General features: G+C 64.7%; 15 protein-coding genes. 2 read left to right on the top strand and 13 right to left on the bottom strand.

All coding sequences use genetic code 11. The features are described from left to right. Positions 1 to 399: 399 nt before the first annotated feature. The 9 genes from B5G12_RS11645 to B5G12_RS11605 form a co-directional block, all read right to left on the bottom strand. Positions 400 to 1,587, bottom strand: coding sequence for a DEAD/DEAH box helicase (locus tag B5G12_RS11645; RefSeq protein WP_087325013.1), 1,188 nt, complete (start codon positions 1,585 to 1,587; stop codon positions 400 to 402). Positions 1,588 to 1,723: 136 nt separating this feature from the next. Then, complete coding sequence (locus B5G12_RS11640; RefSeq protein WP_087232999.1) at positions 1,724 to 2,047, bottom strand: HU family DNA-binding protein; 324 nt, start codon at positions 2,045 to 2,047, stop codon at positions 1,724 to 1,726. A gap of 180 nt (positions 2,048 to 2,227) precedes the next feature. Next, positions 2,228 to 5,464 (bottom strand): carbamoyl-phosphate synthase large subunit, encoded by a 3,237-nt coding sequence (carB, locus tag B5G12_RS11635; protein WP_087325012.1) that lies wholly within the window; start codon positions 5,462 to 5,464, stop codon positions 2,228 to 2,230. Position 5,465: 1 nt separating this feature from the next. Next, positions 5,466 to 6,572 (bottom strand): carbamoyl phosphate synthase small subunit, encoded by a 1,107-nt coding sequence (locus B5G12_RS11630; protein ID WP_087325011.1) that lies wholly within the window; start codon positions 6,570 to 6,572, stop codon positions 5,466 to 5,468. A gap of 30 nt (positions 6,573 to 6,602) precedes the next feature. Next, positions 6,603 to 7,196, bottom strand: coding sequence for an orotate phosphoribosyltransferase (gene pyrE, locus B5G12_RS11625; protein ID WP_087325010.1), 594 nt, complete (start codon positions 7,194 to 7,196; stop codon positions 6,603 to 6,605). Positions 7,197 to 7,323: 127 nt separating this feature from the next. Then, positions 7,324 to 8,241: a dihydroorotate dehydrogenase gene (locus B5G12_RS11620; RefSeq protein WP_087232987.1), complete on the bottom strand. Its 918-nt coding sequence runs from the start codon at positions 8,239 to 8,241 to the stop codon at positions 7,324 to 7,326. Further along, positions 8,229 to 9,011 carry a dihydroorotate dehydrogenase electron transfer subunit gene (locus B5G12_RS11615; protein ID WP_087325009.1) on the bottom strand — a complete coding sequence of 261 codons (783 nt, stop codon included), beginning with the start codon at positions 9,009 to 9,011 and terminating at the stop codon, positions 8,229 to 8,231. Before B5G12_RS11615 ends, B5G12_RS11620 begins: the two co-directional genes overlap by 13 nt. Beyond that, positions 8,992 to 9,864 carry an orotidine-5'-phosphate decarboxylase gene (gene pyrF, locus B5G12_RS11610; RefSeq protein WP_242956026.1) on the bottom strand — a complete coding sequence of 291 codons (873 nt, stop codon included), beginning with the start codon at positions 9,862 to 9,864 and terminating at the stop codon, positions 8,992 to 8,994. The genes B5G12_RS11615 and pyrF overlap by 20 nt, the downstream gene beginning before the upstream one ends. Before the next feature lie 25 nt (positions 9,865 to 9,889). Beyond that, entirely contained in the window at positions 9,890 to 11,077 is a 1,188-nt protein-coding gene (locus B5G12_RS11605; protein ID WP_087325008.1) for a dihydroorotase, read from the bottom strand. A 480-nt stretch (positions 11,078 to 11,557) separates the two neighbouring features. Here B5G12_RS11605 and epsC point away from each other — a divergent pair, with 480 nt between their 5' ends. Beyond that, complete coding sequence (gene epsC, locus B5G12_RS11600) at positions 11,558 to 12,265, top strand: serine O-acetyltransferase EpsC (RefSeq protein WP_087325007.1); 708 nt, start codon at positions 11,558 to 11,560, stop codon at positions 12,263 to 12,265. A gap of 64 nt (positions 12,266 to 12,329) precedes the next feature. Here epsC and glyA read toward each other — a convergent pair whose 3' ends face one another. From glyA to rpsO, 3 genes are all read right to left on the bottom strand, one after another. Further along, the gene (gene glyA, locus B5G12_RS11595) at positions 12,330 to 13,583 is read right to left on the bottom strand and encodes a serine hydroxymethyltransferase (RefSeq protein WP_087233007.1); all 1,254 of its coding nucleotides are present in this window, start codon (positions 13,581 to 13,583) and stop codon (positions 12,330 to 12,332) included. A gap of 198 nt (positions 13,584 to 13,781) precedes the next feature. Then, complete coding sequence (locus B5G12_RS11590; protein WP_087232975.1) at positions 13,782 to 15,923, bottom strand: polyribonucleotide nucleotidyltransferase; 2,142 nt, start codon at positions 15,921 to 15,923, stop codon at positions 13,782 to 13,784. Between the two features lie 224 nt (positions 15,924 to 16,147). Then, positions 16,148 to 16,402 carry a 30S ribosomal protein S15 gene (gene rpsO / locus B5G12_RS11585; RefSeq protein WP_087232972.1) on the bottom strand — a complete coding sequence of 85 codons (255 nt, stop codon included), beginning with the start codon at positions 16,400 to 16,402 and terminating at the stop codon, positions 16,148 to 16,150. 255 nt (positions 16,403 to 16,657) lie between these two features. On the opposite strand from rpsO, the gene B5G12_RS11580 reads away from it, so the two are divergent. After that, positions 16,658 to 18,346: a carboxylesterase family protein gene (locus B5G12_RS11580; protein ID WP_087325006.1), complete on the top strand. Its 1,689-nt coding sequence runs from the start codon at positions 16,658 to 16,660 to the stop codon at positions 18,344 to 18,346. 52 nt (positions 18,347 to 18,398) lie between these two features. On the opposite strand, the gene ribF is transcribed toward B5G12_RS11580, so the two are convergent. After that, positions 18,399 to 19,313, bottom strand: a complete 915-nt coding sequence (gene ribF, locus B5G12_RS11575; protein WP_087325005.1) for a riboflavin biosynthesis protein RibF — start codon at positions 19,311 to 19,313, stop codon at positions 18,399 to 18,401. Positions 19,314 to 19,346 lie beyond the last annotated feature (33 nt).

The following is a 19,346-nucleotide window of genomic DNA, read 5'->3' as shown; positions in this document are numbered from 1 at the left end:
CGCAATCGCTTGCGTCCTGTGAATTACTTTTTGGAATTTTAAGTGTTTCCAACACTTTAAAGGTTCCGTTACAAGTATTCGATATTGTTCAATTTTCAAGGTCCTGCGCCGCGCTGTCTCTCGACCGGCGACCTGTTTATTTTACCACATCCGTCTTTGCTTGTCAAGCTCTTTTTTGAAGCTTTTCGCAAGCTCTTTTGCGTTTTGTGGGCGCCCCGTGGAGCGCTCGAATATAATACTACACCCGGGGGCTTTTGTCAACCCTTTTTTGCAAAAAAAGACAGACTTTTCTTCTGCTTTCCTCTCCGGATGCAAAAAAGCCGGATACACGCGGTATCCAGCCTTATTTCTCTTATTCTGTGCGGCGGATGGGGTGACGGGGCACGCCCCTTCCTTTATTTAAAAGTAGCTCCGGATCTGGAACTTATCCCCGGCGTCCTTTTTCTCCTCCACCACGATGCGCTCATGGTTGAAGTCGAAGTGGACCGGCAGGCACAGCTCGGTGTTGCGGGTCATCCGCAGCAGCTCATCCACCCGCTTTTTCTCGTCGGGCATATAGAACAGGTAGCTGACCCCCTCCTTTTTGGCCCGGCCGGTGCGGCCGATGCGGTGGGTATAGTGCTCGTTGTCCGAGGGGACGTCGTAATTGATCACCGCGTCCACGTCCGACACATCGATGCCGCGGGCCGCCACGTCGGTGGCCACCAGCACCGATACCTTGCCGTCCCGGAAACTCTGCATGATCCGGTTGCGGTCCTTCTGGGACAGGTCTCCGTGAAGGCAGTCCACCGAAAAGCCCAGCCGGGCCAGCTGGTTGGCCAGGGTGGCGGTGGCGAACTTGGTGTCGCAGAACACCATCACCCGCTTGTACCCCTCCCCGATGATGAGCTGGGCCAGGTCGGACAGCTTGTTGCGGCCCGAGGTCTCCAGCATATACTGGGTGATCTTGGGCTGGCTTTCCTCCCGGGGCTGCACGGTGATCTCCTCGGCATCCCGCTGATACAGCCAGCCGATGTCCATCACCTCGCGGCTGATGGTGGCCGAGAACATGGACAGGGACCTGCGGTTCTTCATCAGGTCGATGATGTGGCGCACGTCCTTATAAAAGCCCATGTTCAGCATCTCGTCCGCTTCGTCCAGCACCACCTGCACGACGCCGGACAGGTCGATGTTGTGGTGCCTGTAATGGTCCATCAGCCGGCCGGGGGTCGCCACCACGATCTGGCAGCCCTCCGCCAGACGGCGGGCCTGCTTTTCCATATTGGCGCCCCCGTAGACGCAGGCCACCTGCACGCCGGGCATAAAGTGGGTCAGGTCCTCCATATCCCCCGCGATCTGCTGGGCCAGCTCCCGGGTGGGGGCCAGGATCACCGCCTGGGGCTGCTTTTGGTCCGGCCGGATCTGTTCGGCCACCGGGATCCCAAAGGCACAGGTCTTGCCGGTGCCGGTGGGCGCCTTGGCGATCACGTCCCGGCCCGCCATCATCAGGGGGATCACCTTTTCCTGGATCTCGGTCATTTCATCAAAGCCCATCCGCTCCACTGCCTGGTGGATGGCCTCGCTGCACTGCAATTCGCTGTAACGCATGGTTCACTCCGTTCTGTTCTGGGTCATTGGGCTTTCTTATTTATCAGTATAGCACGGCAGGGACAGCTTGTCAGCCCCGGGCCAAAAAACAAGCCGGGCGCCTGTTGGCGTCCGGCCTGCGTATGGATCGAAAGCGTTATGCAGTCTCCTCCAGAGACTTGTTCTCCGCAGCGGCGGCCTGCCGGGCGGCCTCCAGCTTCTGCTTGAAGCGGCCGCTGGCCTTGAAGCCGGGGATGGAGGTGGACTCCAGGCGGCTGGACACCTTGGTCTTGGGGTTGGTGTAAGCCTTGGGCTTGCGCGGACGCATCTCAAAGCGGCCAAAGCCGGCAATGGTGACCTTCTCGTCGGCCCGCAGGCACTCTGCGATCTGGTCGAACATGGCGTCCATCGTCATTTCCACCTGGCTCTCGGGGAAGCCCGTCTTGCGGGCAACGGTCTCGATCATCTGGGAACGGGTCATATCTTTCTTTCCTCCTAGAACAACCTGTTATATACAAGAGATTTCGTCCAGATTGAAATATCTGGCGTGCCTCTCAAATTTTACGCTCTCTTGCATTTTTTGCACGCGGTAGAGTATAGCAAAGACTGGCGCTCATCGCGAGATTCTTCACACGAAACGTATCAATTTACACACGAACCGTCATTTCCCCTGATACAGCGTGGCAATATCCACCAGGGGAACGTCCTTCAGGCTGTGCTCGCTGCGCAGGCAGTTGACCAGTGCATTGGCCGTATCCACCGCGGTGATGCAGGGGATGCTCAGTTCGACGGCCTTGCGGCGCAGGCGGACCGAGTCCCTGTGGGGGTCGCGGCCCCGGGCGCTGGTGGAAAAGACATAGTCCACCAGACCGCTCTGGAGCAGGTCCACGATGTTGGGCGACTCGCCCGACATATTGCGCACCTCGTTGCAGGGCACCATGTGCTTGTTCAGCCAGGCGCAGGTGCCCGAGGTGCCGTACAGCTTGTAGCCCATGCTCTTGAGCTTCCAGGCGATGTCCACGAACTCGGGCTTGTCGCTGTCCTTGACGGTGAAGATGCAGCAGCTGGCGGGGCCGGGGGTCTTGAAGGTATAGCCCGCGCCGATGAGGCCCTTGAGCAGGGCGTCGTGGTAGTTGGGCGCGATGCCCAGCACCTCGCCGGTGGACTTCATCTCGGGGCCGAACTGGGTATCCACCCCGTGGAGCTTCTCAAAGCTGAACACCGGCACCTTGACCGCCACATAGGGGGCGTTGGGGTGCAGTCCGGTGCCGTAGCCCATGTCGGCCAGCTTTTCGCCCAGACAGCAGCGGACCGCCAGGTCCACCATGGGCACGCCGGTGACCTTGGAGATATAGGGCACGGTGCGGGACGACCGGGGGTTGACCTCGATGACGTACACCTTGCCGTCCGACACGGCGTACTGGACGTTGACCAGGCCCACCACCTTCAGCTCCCGGGCAAACCGGCCGGTGTAGTCCACCATGGTGTCGATGATGCTCTGGGACAGGTGCTGCGCCGGGTAGACGCAGATCGAGTCGCCCGAGTGGACACCGGTCCGCTCCACCTGCTCCATGATGCCGGGGATCAGGTAGTCGGTGCCGTCGCAGATGGCGTCCACCTCGCACTCGATGCCCTGGATGTACTTATCCAGCAGCACCGGGTGATCCATGTCCACGTGCTCGGTGATGACGCCCATATACTCGATGACGTCCTCCCGGGTGTAGGCCACGATCATGTTCTGACCGCCCAGCACATAGGACGGGCGCATCAGGACCGGCAGGCCGATCTCCTCGGCGGCGGCCAGGGCCTCCTCCAGGGTAAAGACGGTGCGGCCGGGGGCGCGGGGGATGCCGCAGCGCTCCAGCAGCTCGTCGAACCGCTCCCGGTCCTCGGCCTCATCGATGGCGTCCGCCGGGGTGCCCAGGATGGGCAGGCCGATCTCGTCCATGTGCTTGGCCAGCTTGATGGCGGTCTGGCCGCCAAACTGCACCACGCACCCGTCCGGCTTTTCGGTGGCGATGATGTTGTCCACGCTCTCGGGGGTCAGGGGGTCGAAGTAGAGCCGGTCGCCGGTGTCAAAGTCGGTGGACACCGTCTCGGGGTTGTTGTTGACCAGGATGGCCTCACAGCCGTGCTTTTTCAGCGTCCAGACGCAGTGCACCGAGCAGTAGTCGAACTCGATGCCCTGTCCGATCCGGATGGGGCCCGAGCCGAACACCAGCACCCGCTTTTTGTGGGGCCGGCCCGCCTCCTTCTCCTCGATGAAGGCCGCGGCCTCGTTGTCCCCGTCGTAGGTGGAGTAGAAATAGGGGGTGTTGGCCGAGAACTCGGCGGCGCAGGTATCCACCATCTTGAAGCCGGCCCGGTAATCCTCGACGGGCAGCTTCTCCACCCCGGCCAGCCGGCGGATGGTCTTGTCCTGGAAGCCGTACTTCTTGGCCTCCTTGTACTGCTCCTCGCTCAGCTGGCCATTGCAGCGGGCCAGGCCGTTCTCCAGGTTGGCCAGGTGCTGCATCTTGTCCAAAAACCACCAGTCGATCTTGGTGATGTTGTAGATGGTCTGGTGGTCGATGCCCCGCTTGAGAGCCTCGTAGACGCAGAACACCCGCTCGGAATCCTGCACATACAGGTGGGAGATGATCTCCTGGTCGCTCAGCTCCTCAAAGGGCTTGTGGGTCAGGGTGTCCATCCCCAGCTCGATGGAGGAGACGGCCTTCATCATGGCGGCCTCGAAGCTGTTGCCGATGCTCATCACCTCGCCGGTGGCCATCATCTGGGTGCCCAGGGACTTGTCCGCATAGACGAACTTGTCGAAGGGCCACTTGGGGTACTTGACCACGATGTAGTCCAGAGCCGGCTCAAAGCAGGCGCAGGTCTTGCCGGTGACGTCGTTGGTGATCTCGTCCAGGGTGTAGCCGATGGCGATCTTGGTGGCCACCTTGGCGATGGGATAGCCGGTGGCCTTGGAGGCCAGGGCCGACGAGCGGGACACACGGGGGTTGACCTCGATGACCGCGTAGTCGAAGCTGTCCGGCTTGAGGGCAAACTGGCAGTTGCAGCCGCCCTCGATCCCCAGCTCGGTGATGATGTCCAGCGCCGCGGTGCGCAGCATCTGGTATTCGTGGTCGCTCAGGGTCTGGCTGGGGGCCACCACCACCGAGTCGCCGGTGTGGATGCCCACAGGGTCCAGGTTCTCCATGTTGCAGACGGTGATGACGTTCCCCTTGTGGTCCCGCATCACCTCATACTCGATCTCTTTCCAGCCGGCGATGCACTTTTCCACCAGGATCTGATGGATGGGGGAAAGACGCAGGCCGTTGGTGCCGATCTCGATCAGCTTGGCCTTGTTCTCGCAGATGCCGCCGCCGGTGCCGCCCATGGTGAAGGCGGGCCGCACGATGACCGGGTAGCCGATGCGGTCGGCGCAGGCCAGCGCGTCCTCCAGCGTCTCCACCACCTCCGAGGGGATGATGGGCTGGTGCAGCTTCTCCATCGTCTCCTTGAACAGCTCCCGGTCCTCGGCCCGGTCGATGGTCTCGGGCTTGCAGGCCAGAAGCCGGATGCCGGTGCGGTCCAGATAGCCGCTGCGGGCCAGCTCCATGGACAGGTTCAGGCCCATCTGGCCGCCCAGGTTGGGCAGCACCGAGTCGGGCTTCTCGATGTCCAGGATCCGCTCCACCACCTCCAGGGTCATGGGCTCGATGTAGACGTGGTCGGCCACGTCGGGGTCGGTCATGATGGTGGCGGGGTTGGAGTTGAGCAGGACCGTCTCGATCCCCTCCGCCTTGAGGGCCCGGCAGGCCTGGGTGCCCGAATAGTCGAACTCAGCCGCCTGGCCGATGATGATGGGCCCCGAGCCGATCACCAGTACCTTTTTGATTCTGGGGTCCTTGGGCATATCAGCGCGCCTCCTTTGCGTTCTTTACGTTGGTCAGGAAGCGGTCGAACAAAAACTCGGTGTCCTTGGGGCCGCCGTTCGCTTCCGGGTGGAACTGGACGGTGAAGCAATTCCATTTCTTGTACTGGATGCCCTCGCAGGTGCCGTCGTTGGCGTTGACCTGGGCCACCGCGCCCATCTCGGCGGGCAGCTGGTCCCCCACCACCGCATAGCCGTGGTTCTGGCTGGTGATGAAGGTGCGCCCGCTGGCAAAGTCGGTGACCGGCTGGTTGGCGCCCCGGTGCCCGTACTTGAGCTTGGTGGTCTTGGCGCCGGCCGCCAGGGCGGACAGCTGATGGCCCAGGCAGATGCCGAAGGTGGGGATGTTCAGCTCGAAGATCCGGCGCAGGTTCTCGATGGCCTGCACCGGCTCGGCGGGGTCCCCGGGGCCGTTGGACAGCATGATGCCGTCGGGGGCCAGGGCGGCCACCTCCTCCGCGGTGGAGAAGGCGGGCATCACCGTCACCTTGCAGCCCCGGCGCACCAGGCAGCGGACGATGTTCCGCTTGCAGCCGTAATCCATCAGCACGATGTGGGGGCTGCCCTGGGGGTTGTGCACCTGGGGCTGGGTGCAGGTGACGTTCTTGACCGCATCGGTGACGGCATAGGCCCGCACCTCGTCCAGCAGCGCCTGGGTGCGGCCGGCGTTGGCCGGGTCGGCGGGGTCGAACTCGGTCAGGATGGCGCCGTTCATGACGCCGCTCTCCCGGATGATCCGGGTCAGACGCCGCGTGTCGATGCCCTCGATGCCGATGATCCCGTTCCGCTTCAAAAAGCTGTCCAGCGTCTCCTCGCTGCGCCAGTTGGAGGGGGTGGTGCAGGCCTCCCGGACGATGTAGCCCCGGGCCCACACCCGCTGCGACTCCATGTCCCAGCGGTTCATCCCATAGTTGCCGATCAGCGGGTAGGTCTGGGTGATGATCTGGCCGTAGTAGCTGGGGTCGGTCAGGGTCTCCTCAAAGCCCACCATGCCGGTGGCAAAGACCACCTCGCCCACCGTGACGCCCGCAGCGCCCACCGAACGGCCCGCAAACACCATCCCGTTTGCCAAAAGAAGATATGCGTTCATTGCGTTCCCTCGTTTTATCTTGCGCAGGACTTACAGGGTCTGCTTGGCCTGCTGGCTCATCTTCCGGCTGCCCAGGTGCACCAGGGGCAGCTTGCCCTCCTTGCACAGGGGACACTCCTCGGGAGCGTAGTTGGGCAGGTCCAGCTTGAGGGCGCTGGCCAGGATGGGGATGGGAGAGGGCGCCTCGGGCTTGGTGCGGTCCACCACGCAGGTGATGCCCAGGCAGATGCCGCCGGCCTCCTCGATGGCACGCTTGGTCTCCAGGGAGGAGATGCCGGTGGTCACCACGTCCTCCGCGATGATGCACTTCTCGCCCGGATGGATGGCGAACCGCTTCAGGGTCATCACATTGTCCACCCGCTCGGTGAAGATGGCACGCAGCCCGGTCTGGCGGGCCAGCTCATAGGCGTAGACGATGCCGCCCATGGCAGGCCCCACGATGACGTCCGCCCCCAGCTCCCTGATCCTGGCCGCCACCGGGGCCATCACCTCGGCGCACCGGTCGGGGTACTGCTGCAGATAGGCCATCTGGCAGTAGGCGCTGGAATGCCGCCCCGAGGACAGCAGGAAGTGGCCTTCCAGAAATGCGTCACAGCTCTTCAAAATCTCGATCGCTTCACTCATTGTCGTTCTCCCTTGTCTTCAAACCAAATAGGTGCGTCTCACGGTATTGTAACACGCAGATGTCGAAAATGCAACTTTATTCGCGATATTTCAGTTTTGGTTTATATATGCATTCTTTTCGGCATGATCAGCGGGCACAGCCCCGGATCTCGTCGAGGGTGGACACCCCGTGGGCGTCCATCCACGCGGCCATCTCGCAGGCCACCGTCTCCATGGCGCGGGGGTTTGCAAAGTTGGCGGCCCCCACCTGCACGGCGGCGGCGCCCGCCATGATGAACTCCAGCGCGTCGCGGCCGGTGGCGATGCCGCCCAGGCCCACCACCGGGATCTGCACGGCCCCCACGGCCTGCCAGACCATCCGCAGCGCGATGGGACGCACCGCCGGGCCGGACAGGCCCGCGAAGATGTTGTCAAAGACGGGGCGGCGCTTTTCCAGGTCGATGGCGCAGGCCTGGAAGGTGTTGGTCAGGCTGATGGCGTCGGCCCCGGCCTGTTCCACCGCCCGGCACATCGCGGGGATGTTCTCGGCCTGGGGGCTGAGCTTGACCATCAGGGGCTTTTTGCACACCTGGCGCACCATCCGCACCACTTCCCCTGCGGCCTCGGCCTTGACCCCGTAGGCCATCCCCCCCTGCTTGACGTTGGGGCAGCTGATGTTCAGCTCCACGATGTCCACGGCGCTGCCGTCCAGAAGGGCCGCGCCCTCCACGTATTCTTCCTCACTGTGGCCGCCAAGGTTCGCGATGACCACCGTGCCGTAGGCCGCTTTCAGGGCCAGCATCTCGGGCAGCTCCACTTCGATGAAGTGCTGCACGCCGGGATTTTGCAGCCCGATGCTGTTGATCAGCCCCGAGGGGGTCTCCCACAGCCGCTCGCCCTTGTTGCCGAACTGGCCGTGCAAAGTCAGCCCCTTGCCCGAGATCCCGCCGATCTTGCCAAAGTCGGCCAGGTCCTCGTATTCCACGCCGTAGCCCACCGTGCCCGAAGCGCCAATGACCGGGCTGTTCATCCGGAAGCCCAGCAGTTCCGTTGTCAGGTCTGCCATCCAAACACCTCCGTTCCCCAAAAGACCGGGCCGTCCTTACACACGCTTTTGGCCCCGGCCGCCGTCTCAATGGTGCAGCCCAGGCAGGCCCCGATGCCGCAGGCCATCTTCTTTTCCAGGCTGACCAGACAGGGGGTGCCCTTCTCCGCGCACAGGCGGGCGGCGTTCCGCATCATGGGCGTCGGCCCGCAGATCAGCACCAGGTCGTAGTCCGCCGGGTCATACAGCTGGGTGACAAAGCCGTGGAACCCCACCCGGCCGCTGTCGGTGGACACCTTCACCACACCCGCCAGGGCGCGGTAGGGCTCCATGCAGTAGGGCTGGTCCCGGAAGCCGAAAAACACATCCGGCCGGATGCCCAAAGCGGCCAGCTCCCGGGCGGTCTGGTACATGGGCGCGGTGCCGATGCCGCCTCCCACCAGGGCGATGCGCCGGTACTGCGCCGCCAGGGCGGGCAGGTCAAAGCCGTTGCCCATCGGCCCCGTCAGCTGCAAGCGGTCCCCGGGCTGGAGGGCGGCCAGCTTCCGGGTGCCCTCCCCCCCCACCAGCTGGTAGAGGAAGGAGACGGTCAGCGTCTCGCTCTCCCACTTGTGGACGCTGATGGGCCGGGACAGGAACGGCCCTTCCCCGGCGCCCCAGCTGCGCAGGGTGAAGAACTGCCCCGCATGGGGGGCGTGGGCCGGGTCAGGCCAGAGCACCTCCAGCAGCCGGATGTCCGGCTGGATGGCGGTGTGGCGCAGCACCTGGGCTTCACAGCAGGCTGCACGCATGGGCGATGGCCTCCTTCATATCCACACACTCGTTGTAGGCCGCCTCGTCAAAGGCCGTGCCGGGCTGCTTTTTGTAGGCCAGCAGGATGCCCCGGCTGGAGTTGACGGTGCCGCCGTTGCCCTGGTTGAGGTACTGTGCGATGTCCTCGGCCTTGCCGCCCTGGGCGCCGTAGCCGGGGATGAGGAAGAAGCTGTCCTTGTAGCGGGCGCGGATCTCGGCGGCCTCCTCGATGTGGGTGCCCCCGATCACCAGGCCGATGGACGAATAGCCGTGCCGGCCCATGTAGTCCTTGCCCAGGGCGTTCAGCTTGTCCCCCACCAGGTCGTAGACGTGGCGGCCGTCGGCCAGCTTCTCGTATTCAAAGTCCTTGGCGCCGCCGTTGGAGGTGCGGCAGAGCACGAACAGGCCCTTGCCCTGCTTTTCCGCATAGGGCAGGTAGGGGCTGATGGAATCCAGGCCCATGTAGGGGGCCAGGGTGACGAAGTCCGCCTCAAAGTCCCCCGTAAAGTGGCCGATGGCATACATCTCGGCGGTCTTGGCGATGTCGCCCCGCTTGATGTCCGCAATGACCGGCACGCCGGCCTCCCGCACGGCCTGCAGGGTCTGGGCGTAGGCCCGCAGCCCGTCCAGGCCCAGGGCCTCATAATAGGCGATCTGCACCTTGTAGCAGCCCGCCACCGCCTTGGTGGCCTCGATCAGGGCCTTGTTGAACCGGACGATGTTCTCCCCCCTGGACAGGGTCTTGTCCACGAACGTCTCGGGCAGGTAGGAAAAGTCGGTATCCAGGCCCACGCACACCGGGCCCCGGGCCTCGACCGCCTCATACAGCTTGTCCATGTTGGTATTCATCATTCTTCCCTCTCCTTTGCTCCCTTGTTCAGTCGGCCTGGTAGGTCAGGCAGCCGCCCTTGATGGTGGCGCAGACCCGGCCGTACAGCTCCGCCCCGTCGTAGGGGCTGTTCTTCGATTTCGAGTGCAGGTTTTCCCGCTTCACCGTATAGGGCGTGTCCAGGTCCACCAGCACCAGGTCGGCGTCGTAGCCGGGCTCCAGACGGCCCTTGTTCAGCCCCAGGATCTGGGCCGGGCGCTCGCTCATCAGGACGCTCAGCGCCTCCAGCGGCAGTCCCTCGCCGCGGCACAGCTTGGTGTAGCACACCCCGAAGGCGGTCTCGCTGCCCACCATGCCGGCGGCGCCTGCGGCCTTGTCCTCCTCCGAGTGGGGGGCGTGGTCGGTGGCGATGGCGTCCACCGTGCCGTCCCGGATGCCGTCCACCAGGGCAGCCACATCGTCGGCGGTGCGGATGGGCGGATTGACCCGGTAATCGCACACATCGTCGGTGAACCACAGATGGTGGGGGGTCACCTCGCAGGTGACCGGGGCCCCCCGCAGCTTGGCCATCCGGACGGCCTCGACCGACCCCCGGGTGGAGACGTGGCACATATGCAGCCTCGTCTGGTAGTATTCGCTCAGATGGCAGTTCCGCAGCGTCTCGATGTCCTCGGCCAGACGGTAATCCCAGGGGCTGATCTCCATATCCTCGGCGTGGCTCATGATGGTGATGCCCTTCTGATGGCAGATGGCAAAGGCCCTGGCCATGACGCTGGCGCTCTGCACCCCATGGCCGTCCTCGGTGACGAACCGCACCGTTTCGGGCAGGGTCTTGAGGTGGTCCAGGGTGCGGCCGTCAAAGTTTTGGGTGATGGACACCGTCTGGTTGGCATCGCACAGGCCCACCCGGGCGGCCTCATCCTCCACGGCAGCCGCCTGGGCCGCCGACGAGCAGACCGGCCTGGTGTTGGGCATCAGGTTGACGAAGGTATATCCCCCCGCCGCCGCGGCCCGGCTGCCGGTGGCCACGTCCTCCTTGTACTCGAAGCCGGGGGTGCGCCAGTGGACGTGCAGGTCCACGAAGGCGGGCAGGACGGTCAGGCCGGCGGCGTCCACCACCGGTTCGTCGGGGCCGGCCAGCGCCGCAAGGCCCCGGCCCACCGCCTGGATCCTGCCGCCGCTGAGATACAGCTCCACCTCCTGGCCGTGGACGTCAACTGCATGTTGGATGAGCATGGCTGATTCCTCCTTGTCACGATCCGCGCCGGGCGCGGGCAAAAAAAAACTTTTCCCCAAAAAAGGGAAAAGTTCAACTTTCACGAACAGGGAAAACACCGGCTGCGAAAAACCCGGCTGCAAAGCACATCTTCAGCTTGTTGTACCCGTGGGCGCACAGCATGGCACACATTCCCCTTTCCTCTCCGCCGGGCTGCATCCGGCCCGGCGGGACCGGGCCTTCTCGGACGCGCCCGAATGTCTTTCAGGTATTTTATCATAGAAACGCAAAAAGTGTCAATGCTCTGGAGGGATTTTGTTTGTGAGAAGTCGGGGCGCTGTCCAGGTAAATTTTTAGTAAAGCTCACAAAAATACCGCCCCGGCGGGGGCGTTTTGCCCTTTGCGGGGGCCAAAAGGGCCGCCGCGCTGTACTTTATCCCCCGCCTGTGTTAAAATAAAGGGGAACAAGACCTGTCATAAAAGCAAGGAGGGGTTTGCTTATGGGGCTGCTTGACGACGCCCGCAACATCCAGCGCAAAGACCCGGCCGCCCGCAGCGTGCTGGAAGTGATGCTGCTGTATCCGGGCTTCCACATCCTGGTGTATCACCGCATCGCCCACTGGCTGTACCGGCACGGCCACTTTTTCCTGGCCCGGTGGATCAGCCAGCGGGGCCGCCACAAGACCGGCATCGAGATCCACCCCGGGGCCACCATCGGCAGCCGGCTGTTCATCGACCACGGCATGGGCATCGTCTTTGGCGAGACCACCGAGATCGGGGACAACTGCACCATCTACCACGGGGTCACCCTGGGAGGCACCGGCAAGGACACCGGCAAGCGCCATCCCACCCTGGGCGACAACGTGCTGATCGGCGCCGGCACCAAGGTGCTGGGCCCGGTGTACATCGGGGACAACGCCCGGGTGGGCGCCGGCAGCGTGGTGCTGCGCAATCTGCCCGCCAACTGCACGGCGGTGGGCGTGCCCGCCGAAGTGGTGCGGATCAACAACAAGGCGGTCAACCCCGCCGACGACCTGGACCAGCAGGATCTGCCGGATCTGGTGGCCCAGCGGATCACCGCCCTGGACCAGCGGGTCAGCCAGCTGGAAAAAGCCGCCCAGGGAGAGCTGCCGCCCACCGCTACACAGGTGGCCGCCCGCTCCAATCCCCTGCTGCGGCCCGAGCCGGACCAGCCGGACAAGCGCTGAGACAGAAAACCGCCCCTGCGGCTCTCCCGATCGCGGAGAGTACAGGGGCGGTTTTTGGATTTGTTTATTCGTAGAGGGGGAAGCGCTCGGTCAGGGACAGCACGCGGGCGTTGATGTCCTCTTTCTGCTCGTCAAAGTTCCAGATGCAGTCGGCGATGCAGCCCGCGATGACCTTCATCTCCTCGGGACCCATGCCGCGGGTGGTCACCGCCGGGGTGCCCAGCCGCACACCCGACGTGACAAAGGGGCTGCGGGTCTCGCCGGGGACGGTGTTCTTGTTGGCTGTGATATGCACCGCGTCCAGACGGGCCTCCAGCTCCTTGCCGGTGCAGGCCTCGCTGCGCAGGTCCACCAGCATCAGGTGATTGTCGGTGCCGCCCGATACCAGCTGCACCCCGCGGGCCATCAGCTCCCCTGCCAGCACCTGGGCGTTCTCCACGATCTTGTGGGCGTACGCCTTGAACGCGGGCTGCAAAGCCTCCCCGAAGCAGACCGCCTTGGCCGCGATGACGTGCTCGAGGGGGCCGCCCTGGGTGCCGGGGAAGACCGCCGAGTTGATCCGCTTGGCCAGCACGGGGTTGTTGGTCAGGATCAGGCCGCCGCGGGGGCCGCGCAGGGTCTTGTGGGTGGTGGTGGTCACCACGTCGGCGTAGGGCACCGGGTTCTGGTGCGCCCCGCCCGCCACCAGGCCGGCGATGTGGGCCATATCCACCATCAGGTAGGCGCCGTAGCCGTGGGCGATCTGGGCCAGCCGCTCAAAGTCGATGGCCCGGGGATAGGCCGACGCGCCCGCCACCAGCATCTTGGGCCGGGCCTTTTTGACCGCCTTCTCCACCGCGTCGTAGTCGATGCGGCCGTCCTCCCCTACCCCGTAGGAGACGAAGCGGTAATTTTTGCCCGACATATTCACCGGCGAGCCGTGGGTCAGGTGGCCGCCCTGGGACAGGTCCATCCCCATGACGGTATCCCCCAGCTCCAGCAGGGCAAAGTAGACCGCGAGGTTGGCCTGGGCGCCCGAGTGGGGCTGGACGTTGGCGTACTTTGCGCCGAACAGCTCGCAGGCGCGGCGGATGGCGATGTTCTCCACCTCGTCCACATAGGCGCAGCCGCCGTAATAGCGCTTGCCCGGCAGGCCCTCGGCGTACTTGTTGGTCAGCACGCTGCCCATGGCGGCCATCACGGCCGGGGAGACGATGTTCTCACTGGCGATCAGCTCGATGTTCTGGCGCTGGCGGGTCAGCTCCCGGCCCATGGCGGCGCCCACTTCCGGGTCCACGCCGTTCACCATGCCGATGGTGTCCATCATTTCCTTGTACATTTCCATACCCCTCTCTTTATAAAAAAGTGAAGTCCCGCCGCCCTGTGCAGCGTTTTTGCTTACTCTATCATAATAGCAAAAAAGAGGGCGCAGTACAAGCCGCCGGGCAGAAGTCACACCTTTCCGGCACACAAAAACCGCCCCTCCGGGAAAGAAGGGGCGGTCGGTATGCTTTGTATGGCCGTCAGCCGGTCAGATTCAGTCCTTCTGGCCGTGCTTGCGGGCCTCCAGGGCGATGATGGCATCCCGGCGGGACAGGTTGATGCGGCCCTGCTGGTCGATGTCGGTGACCTTGACCACGATGGCGTCGCCCACAGCCACCACATCTTCCACCCGCTCGACCCGCTTGGTGTCCAGCTTGGAGATGTGCACAAGGCCCTCTTTGCCCGGGGCGATCTCCACAAAGGCGCCGAAGTTCATCAGGCGGGTGACCTTGCCCTTGTAGATGGCGCCGATCTCGGGATCTTCCACGATGGTCTTGATGGTGAAGATGGCCCGCTTGGCGTCCTCCTGGTCGATGGCCGAGACAAAGACGTGGCCGTCCTCCTGCACGTCGATCTTGCAGTTGCAGTTGGCGCAGATCTCCTGGATCACCTTGCCGCCCTTGCCGATGACGTCCTTGATCTTGTCGGTGGGGATGACGATGCTGAACATCTTGGGCGCCCAGCGGCTCAGCTCATGGCGGGGCTCGGCGATGACCGGCTTGATGATCTCATCCAGGATATACAGCCGGCCCTTGCGGCACTTCTCAAAGGCGTCCGCGATGATCTCGTAGGTCAGGCCGTCGATCTTGATATCCATCTGGATGGCGGTGATGCCCTTGCGGGTGCCGCCCACCTTGAAGTCCATGTCGCCGTGGAAATCCTCCACGCCCTGGATGTCCAGCATGGTCATCCAGCGGTCGCCCTCGGTGATCAGGCCGCAGCTGATGCCGGCCACCGGCGCCTTGATGGGCACGCCCGCATCCATCAGGGCCAGAGTGGAGCCGCAGATGGAAGCCTGGGAGGTGGAGCCGTTGGAGCTGAGCACCTCGGACACGCAGCGGATGGTGTAGGGGAAGTCCTCCATCGAGGGCAGCACCGGCACCAGGGCGCGCTCGGCCAGGGCGCCGTGGCCGATCTCACGCCGGCCGGGGCTGCGGGGCGAACGGGCCTCGCCCACCGAATAGGGCGGGAAGTTGTAGTGGTGAATATACCGCTTGGTCTGCTCGTCGGTCAAATCGTCCATGGTCTGGCTGTCCTTGGTGCCGCCCAGGGTACAGGTGGTCAGCACCTGGGTCTGGCCGCGGGTGAACATACCCGAACCGTGGACCCGGGGCAGGATGCCCACTTCGGCGGCCAGGGGCCGGATCTCGTTGATGCCGCGGCCGTCCACCCGCTTGCCCTCGTCCAGCAGCCAGCGGCGGACGATCTGCTTTTGCATCTTGTAGCTGATCAGGTCCAGGTCGGCGGCGGACAGGTCGGGGTACTCGGCGGCGATGTCGTCCAGGATGGGCAGCAGCGCCGCGTCCCGCACGTTCTTGTCGTCGGTGTCCATGGCGGCCTTGAAGCGGTCCAGGTACTTGTCCCGCACCGCGTGGAAGATGTCCATGTCGATGCCCGCGGTCTGGAACTGCACCTTGGGCTTGCCCCGCTCGGCCACGATGCCGTTGATGAAGGCGATCACCTTCTTGATCTCCACATGGGCGTCCTTGATGGCCTGCAGCATGGTGTCCTCGTCCACCTCGTTGGCGCCGGCCTCGATCATGACGATCTTGTCCATGGTGCCGGCCACCGTCAGGGCCAGGTCGCTGACCTGCCGCTGCTCATAGGTGGGGTTGAGGACGATCTCGCCCTCCACCAGGCCCACCTGCACCCCGGCGATGGGGCCGTTCCAGGGGATCTCGGAGACGGCGGTCACCAGCGACGCGCCGATCATGCCGGCGATCTCGGGGCTGCAATCGGGGTCCAGGCTCATGACGGTCATGGTGATGCAGACGTCGTTGCGCATCTCCTTGGGGAACAGGGGGCGCATGGGGCGGTCCACCACACGGCTGGTCAGGATGGCGCGCTCGCCGGGACGGCCCTCACGGCGCATAAAGCTGCCGGGGATGCGGCCCGCAGCGTAGAGCTTCTCCTCGTATTCCACGCTCAGGGGGAAGAAGTCCACCCCTTCCCGGGGCTTGGGGCTCATGGTGACGTTGCACAGCACCACCGTCTCACCGTAGCGGATCAGGGCGCTGGCGTTGGACAGGCCGCACATCTTGCCCATCTCGACCTTGAAGGGGCGGCCGGCCAGTTCCATCTCGTAGACCTTGTAGTGGGGGAATGTCTCTTTGCGGGAGCCGAATTCGATTGCCATCTAGTTACCTCCTTGTTCATCCAGGCGCTCTGGGCGCCTGCCTTCCAAGGCCGGCCGCCGCGGGCTATAGCAATAAGTCCAGCGCCCAAGCCGCAGCTTGGGCCCTCGATTTACTGCTGCAACACGCAGCGGCGGCCCTGCTTACCGATGTTTGATCCATACCCCGGGGGCCAAAACAAAAAGGCAGGCACCTGTGCATGGCGCCTGCCCCTCGTTCATTGTAATTACTTGCGCAGACCCAGCGTTGCGATCAGGGCGCGGTAGCGCTCCACATCCTTCTTCTGCAGGTAAGCCAGCAGATTGCGGCGGCGGCCGACCATCTTCAGCAGACCGCGGCGGCTGTGGTGATCGTTGGGGTTCTTCTTCAGGTGCTCGTTCAGCTCATTGATGTGAGCGGTCAGCAGAGCGACCTGCACCTCGGGGGAGCCGGTGTCCTTCTCGTTGAGGGCGACCTTGGCCATAACTTCCTGTTTGTTCATTTGTATCTACCTCTTTCCATGAATTCTGCCGTGACGAGGCGGTGGGAACCGGTCCTCCCATTGTGGGCATACTCCCAGCGCTGCGCCGCGGTAACGTGGATAGTATAGCAAAAATGCACACAAAAAGCAAGCGTCCGGAACCGGATTTGTTGAAACAATTTTTCTGTCCGCGCCTTTGGCCCCAAAACGCACTTGCGTCCGGGCCCAAACACGGTATACTATATGTAGTTTATCCGAAAGGAAGGAACCTGTTCCATGCACGATACCTTTTCCCGGCGCAGCTTTTTGAAGGCGGGCGCCCTCACCGCGGCCGGCCTGTGGGCCGCGCCGCAGCTCCCGGCCCAAGCCGCCCCCGGCCCGCAGCCCCTCCGGGGGACCCTCCGTCCCACCCGCTGGGGCCAGGTGCAGGGCGGGCAGGCCGCCCACGGGGCCCTTGTCTGGTATGGGGTGCCCTATGCCGCCGCGCCCGTCGGGCTGCTGCGGTGGCAGCCGCCCCAGGATCCCGCATCCTGGGCCGGGCCTCTGGACTGCACCGCCCCCGCTCCCCTGGCCCTGCAGCCCTGCAACGGGATGCCCGTGGGCGTCGAGGACTGCCTCCGGCTGGACATCTACGCCCCCGACGGGGCCGCGCAGCTGCCGGTGGTGGTGTATTTCCACGGCGGCGGCAACCGCACCGGCTCCACCCGGGAGATGTCCGGCGCCAAGCTGGCCGCCCGGGCCGGCTGCGTCTTTGTGTCGGTGGGATACCGGCTGGGTCTGCTGGGCTTCAACTGTCTGCCCGCCCTCCAGAACGGCCCCGACCGCACCGGCAACTACGCCCTGCTGGACGCGGCCAAAGCCTTTGACTGGGTGCGGGACAACATCGCCGCCTTTGGCGGGGACCCCGGCAACGTCACCGCCATGGGCTTTTCGGCGGGCGGCCGGGACGTGCTGGCCATGCTGGCCAGCCCCTGCTTTGCCGGGCGGTTCCACAAGGCGGTGTCCCTGTCCGGGGGACTGTCGGCGGCGGACCCCCAGGCCAGCGCCCGGCAGATCGCGCGGGCCTTTGCCCCGCTGGCGGTGGAGGACGGCCTGTGCCCCGACCCGGAGACCGCCTTCGGCTGGCTGCTGGAGGACCGGGAGGAGGTGCGCCGCTGGCTGTACGATCTGGACCCCGCCCGCATCTGTATGCAGATGCCCGACGGGGGCGATCTGCGGATGAGCAGCTTCCCCCATCTGTACGCCGACGGGGTCACCCTGCCCCGGGACGGTTTTGCCCGGGGCGCCTGCAACGCCGTCCCCCTGCTGCTGGCCACCGCCAGCACCGAATTCAGCCTGTTCAACCCCTTCCCCGACTTCTACCAGGCCCAGGGCCTCACGGCCGGCGAGGCCGCGGCAGCCCGGCAGTGGGCCGTCGGGTATGGCTCCGAACTCTACCAGCTCTACAACGGGCCCGCCGCCGCCCGGACCCTGACCGACGGCGGGTACGCCGCCCCCATCTGGCTGTGCCGCATCGCCTACGGCGCGCCGGACAGCCGCAGCCCCATCCATGCCCTGGGCCTTGGCTCTTACCACGGCATCTGCCTGCCCATGCTGTCGGATGAAAACGACCTGGCGGGCCTGGCCGGCCTTTCGAGCGCGGGCTTTGCCGCCATGAGCGACGCTTTCCTCCAGGCGGTGGGCGCTTTCCTGCGCACCGGGACGCCCCGGGCCGACGCTCTGCCCGCCTGGCAGCCCTGGACCGCCGACCGCCCCGAAGCCCTGGTACTGGACGCCGATGACCGGACGCTGGATGCGTGCATCCGGCCCGCCCCCGCCGGCTGCGACGGCATCCTGAACGCCATGGAAGCGGACGGCGCCCTCTCCCCCCACGCCAAAGAGGTGACCGTCCGCACGGTGCTGAACGGACGGCTGTTCAGCGCCGCCCTGGACGCGCGCTGGCACAATCCCAGCCTCTGGACCTGAAAGCCGGAACGCAAAAACAAAAAGCCCGCTGCTTTTGGAGCAGCGGACTTTTTTATTGGAAGTATTCCTGGGCGCGGCGGGCGGCGTTTTGGATGCAGTCCCGCAGCTGGTCCAGGGTATCGAATTTTTTGCTGGGGCTCAGGTAGGCAAAGAACTCCACCACCGGGTCCGCGCCGTACAGATCGCCCGAGAAACCGGGGATGAAGGTCTCGCAGGTGACCTTGGCGGGATCGTCGTTGACGGTGGGCCGGGAGCCCAGACCGGTGGCCGAAGGATAGCTGGCCCCTCCAATGGTGGTGCGGGTGATGTAGATGCCGTACCGGGGCAGCTGGTAGCCTGCGGGGTAGATCTGGTTGATGGTGGGCACACCCAGGGTGCGGCCCAGCCCTGCCCCATGCTGCACCGGGAACCGGATGGCATAGGGCGCGCCCAGCATGGCGTTGGCGGCGGGGATGTCGCCTCCCTCCAGGGCGGAGCGGATGCGGCTGGAGGAGACCGGCTTGCCCTCGAACTGGGCCATGGGCTGGACATATACCTCCACCCCCAGGGGGGCGCACAGCTGCCGCAGCAGGCCGGGGTCGCCGGCGGCTTTGGCCCCAAAGGTGAAGTTTTCCCCGCAGAACAGGGCCCTGGCCCGGCAATCGGTCACCAGCCCCCGCACGAACTGCTCGGGGGTCATGGCCTGGATGTCCTCAAAGGCGGGGACCAGGTAATGCTCCACCCCCAGGCCGGCGATGATCCGGTGCTTGTCCTCGGTGGACAGCAGCCGGCGGCCCTTCATCCGGCTGCCGGCCGGCAGCTGGAAGGTGAACACCGCCGGAGCGGCCCCATGGGCCCTGGCCCAGTCCACCGCCCCGCCGATCACCGCACGGTGGCCCAGATGGATGCCGTCGAAGTAGCCCAAAGCCACCGCGCTGCCCTGCTTGTCCCCCAGATCCAGGGGGGACATGGTTGGATAGATCTGCATAGTTCCTCTTTATATCTTCAGCAAGCGGCGGCC

The sequence above is a fragment of the Faecalibacterium sp. An58 genome (genome assembly GCF_002161515.1).
GTDB lineage: Bacteria > Bacillota > Clostridia > Oscillospirales > Ruminococcaceae > Faecalibacterium > Faecalibacterium avium.
This window is presented reverse-complemented; position numbering and strand designations above follow the sequence as displayed.

Coding starts and splice junctions, on each gene's coding strand:
- B5G12_RS11645 (WP_087325013.1), bottom strand. CDS start 1,587: ATGCGTTACAGCGAATTGCAGTGCAGCGAGGCCATCCACCAGGCAGTG.
- B5G12_RS11640 (WP_087232999.1), bottom strand. CDS start 2,047: ATGACCCGTTCCCAGATGATCGAGACCGTTGCCCGCAAGACGGGCTTC.
- carB (WP_087325012.1), bottom strand. CDS start 5,464: ATGCCCAAGGACCCCAGAATCAAAAAGGTACTGGTGATCGGCTCGGGG.
- B5G12_RS11630 (WP_087325011.1), bottom strand. CDS start 6,572: ATGAACGCATATCTTCTTTTGGCAAACGGGATGGTGTTTGCGGGCCGT.
- pyrE (WP_087325010.1), bottom strand. CDS start 7,196: ATGAGTGAAGCGATCGAGATTTTGAAGAGCTGTGACGCATTTCTGGAA.
- B5G12_RS11620 (WP_087232987.1), bottom strand. CDS start 8,241: ATGGCAGACCTGACAACGGAACTGCTGGGCTTCCGGATGAACAGCCCG.
- B5G12_RS11615 (WP_087325009.1), bottom strand. CDS start 9,011: ATGCGTGCAGCCTGCTGTGAAGCCCAGGTGCTGCGCCACACCGCCATC.
- pyrF (WP_242956026.1), bottom strand. CDS start 9,864: ATGATGAATACCAACATGGACAAGCTGTATGAGGCGGTCGAGGCCCGG.
- B5G12_RS11605 (WP_087325008.1), bottom strand. CDS start 11,077: ATGCTCATCCAACATGCAGTTGACGTCCACGGCCAGGAGGTGGAGCTG.
- epsC (WP_087325007.1), top strand. CDS start 11,558: ATGGGGCTGCTTGACGACGCCCGCAACATCCAGCGCAAAGACCCGGCC.
- glyA (WP_087233007.1), bottom strand. CDS start 13,583: ATGTACAAGGAAATGATGGACACCATCGGCATGGTGAACGGCGTGGAC.
- B5G12_RS11590 (WP_087232975.1), bottom strand. CDS start 15,923: ATGGCAATCGAATTCGGCTCCCGCAAAGAGACATTCCCCCACTACAAG.
- rpsO (WP_087232972.1), bottom strand. CDS start 16,402: ATGAACAAACAGGAAGTTATGGCCAAGGTCGCCCTCAACGAGAAGGAC.
- B5G12_RS11580 (WP_087325006.1), top strand. CDS start 16,658: ATGCACGATACCTTTTCCCGGCGCAGCTTTTTGAAGGCGGGCGCCCTC.
- ribF (WP_087325005.1), bottom strand. CDS start 19,313: ATGCAGATCTATCCAACCATGTCCCCCCTGGATCTGGGGGACAAGCAG.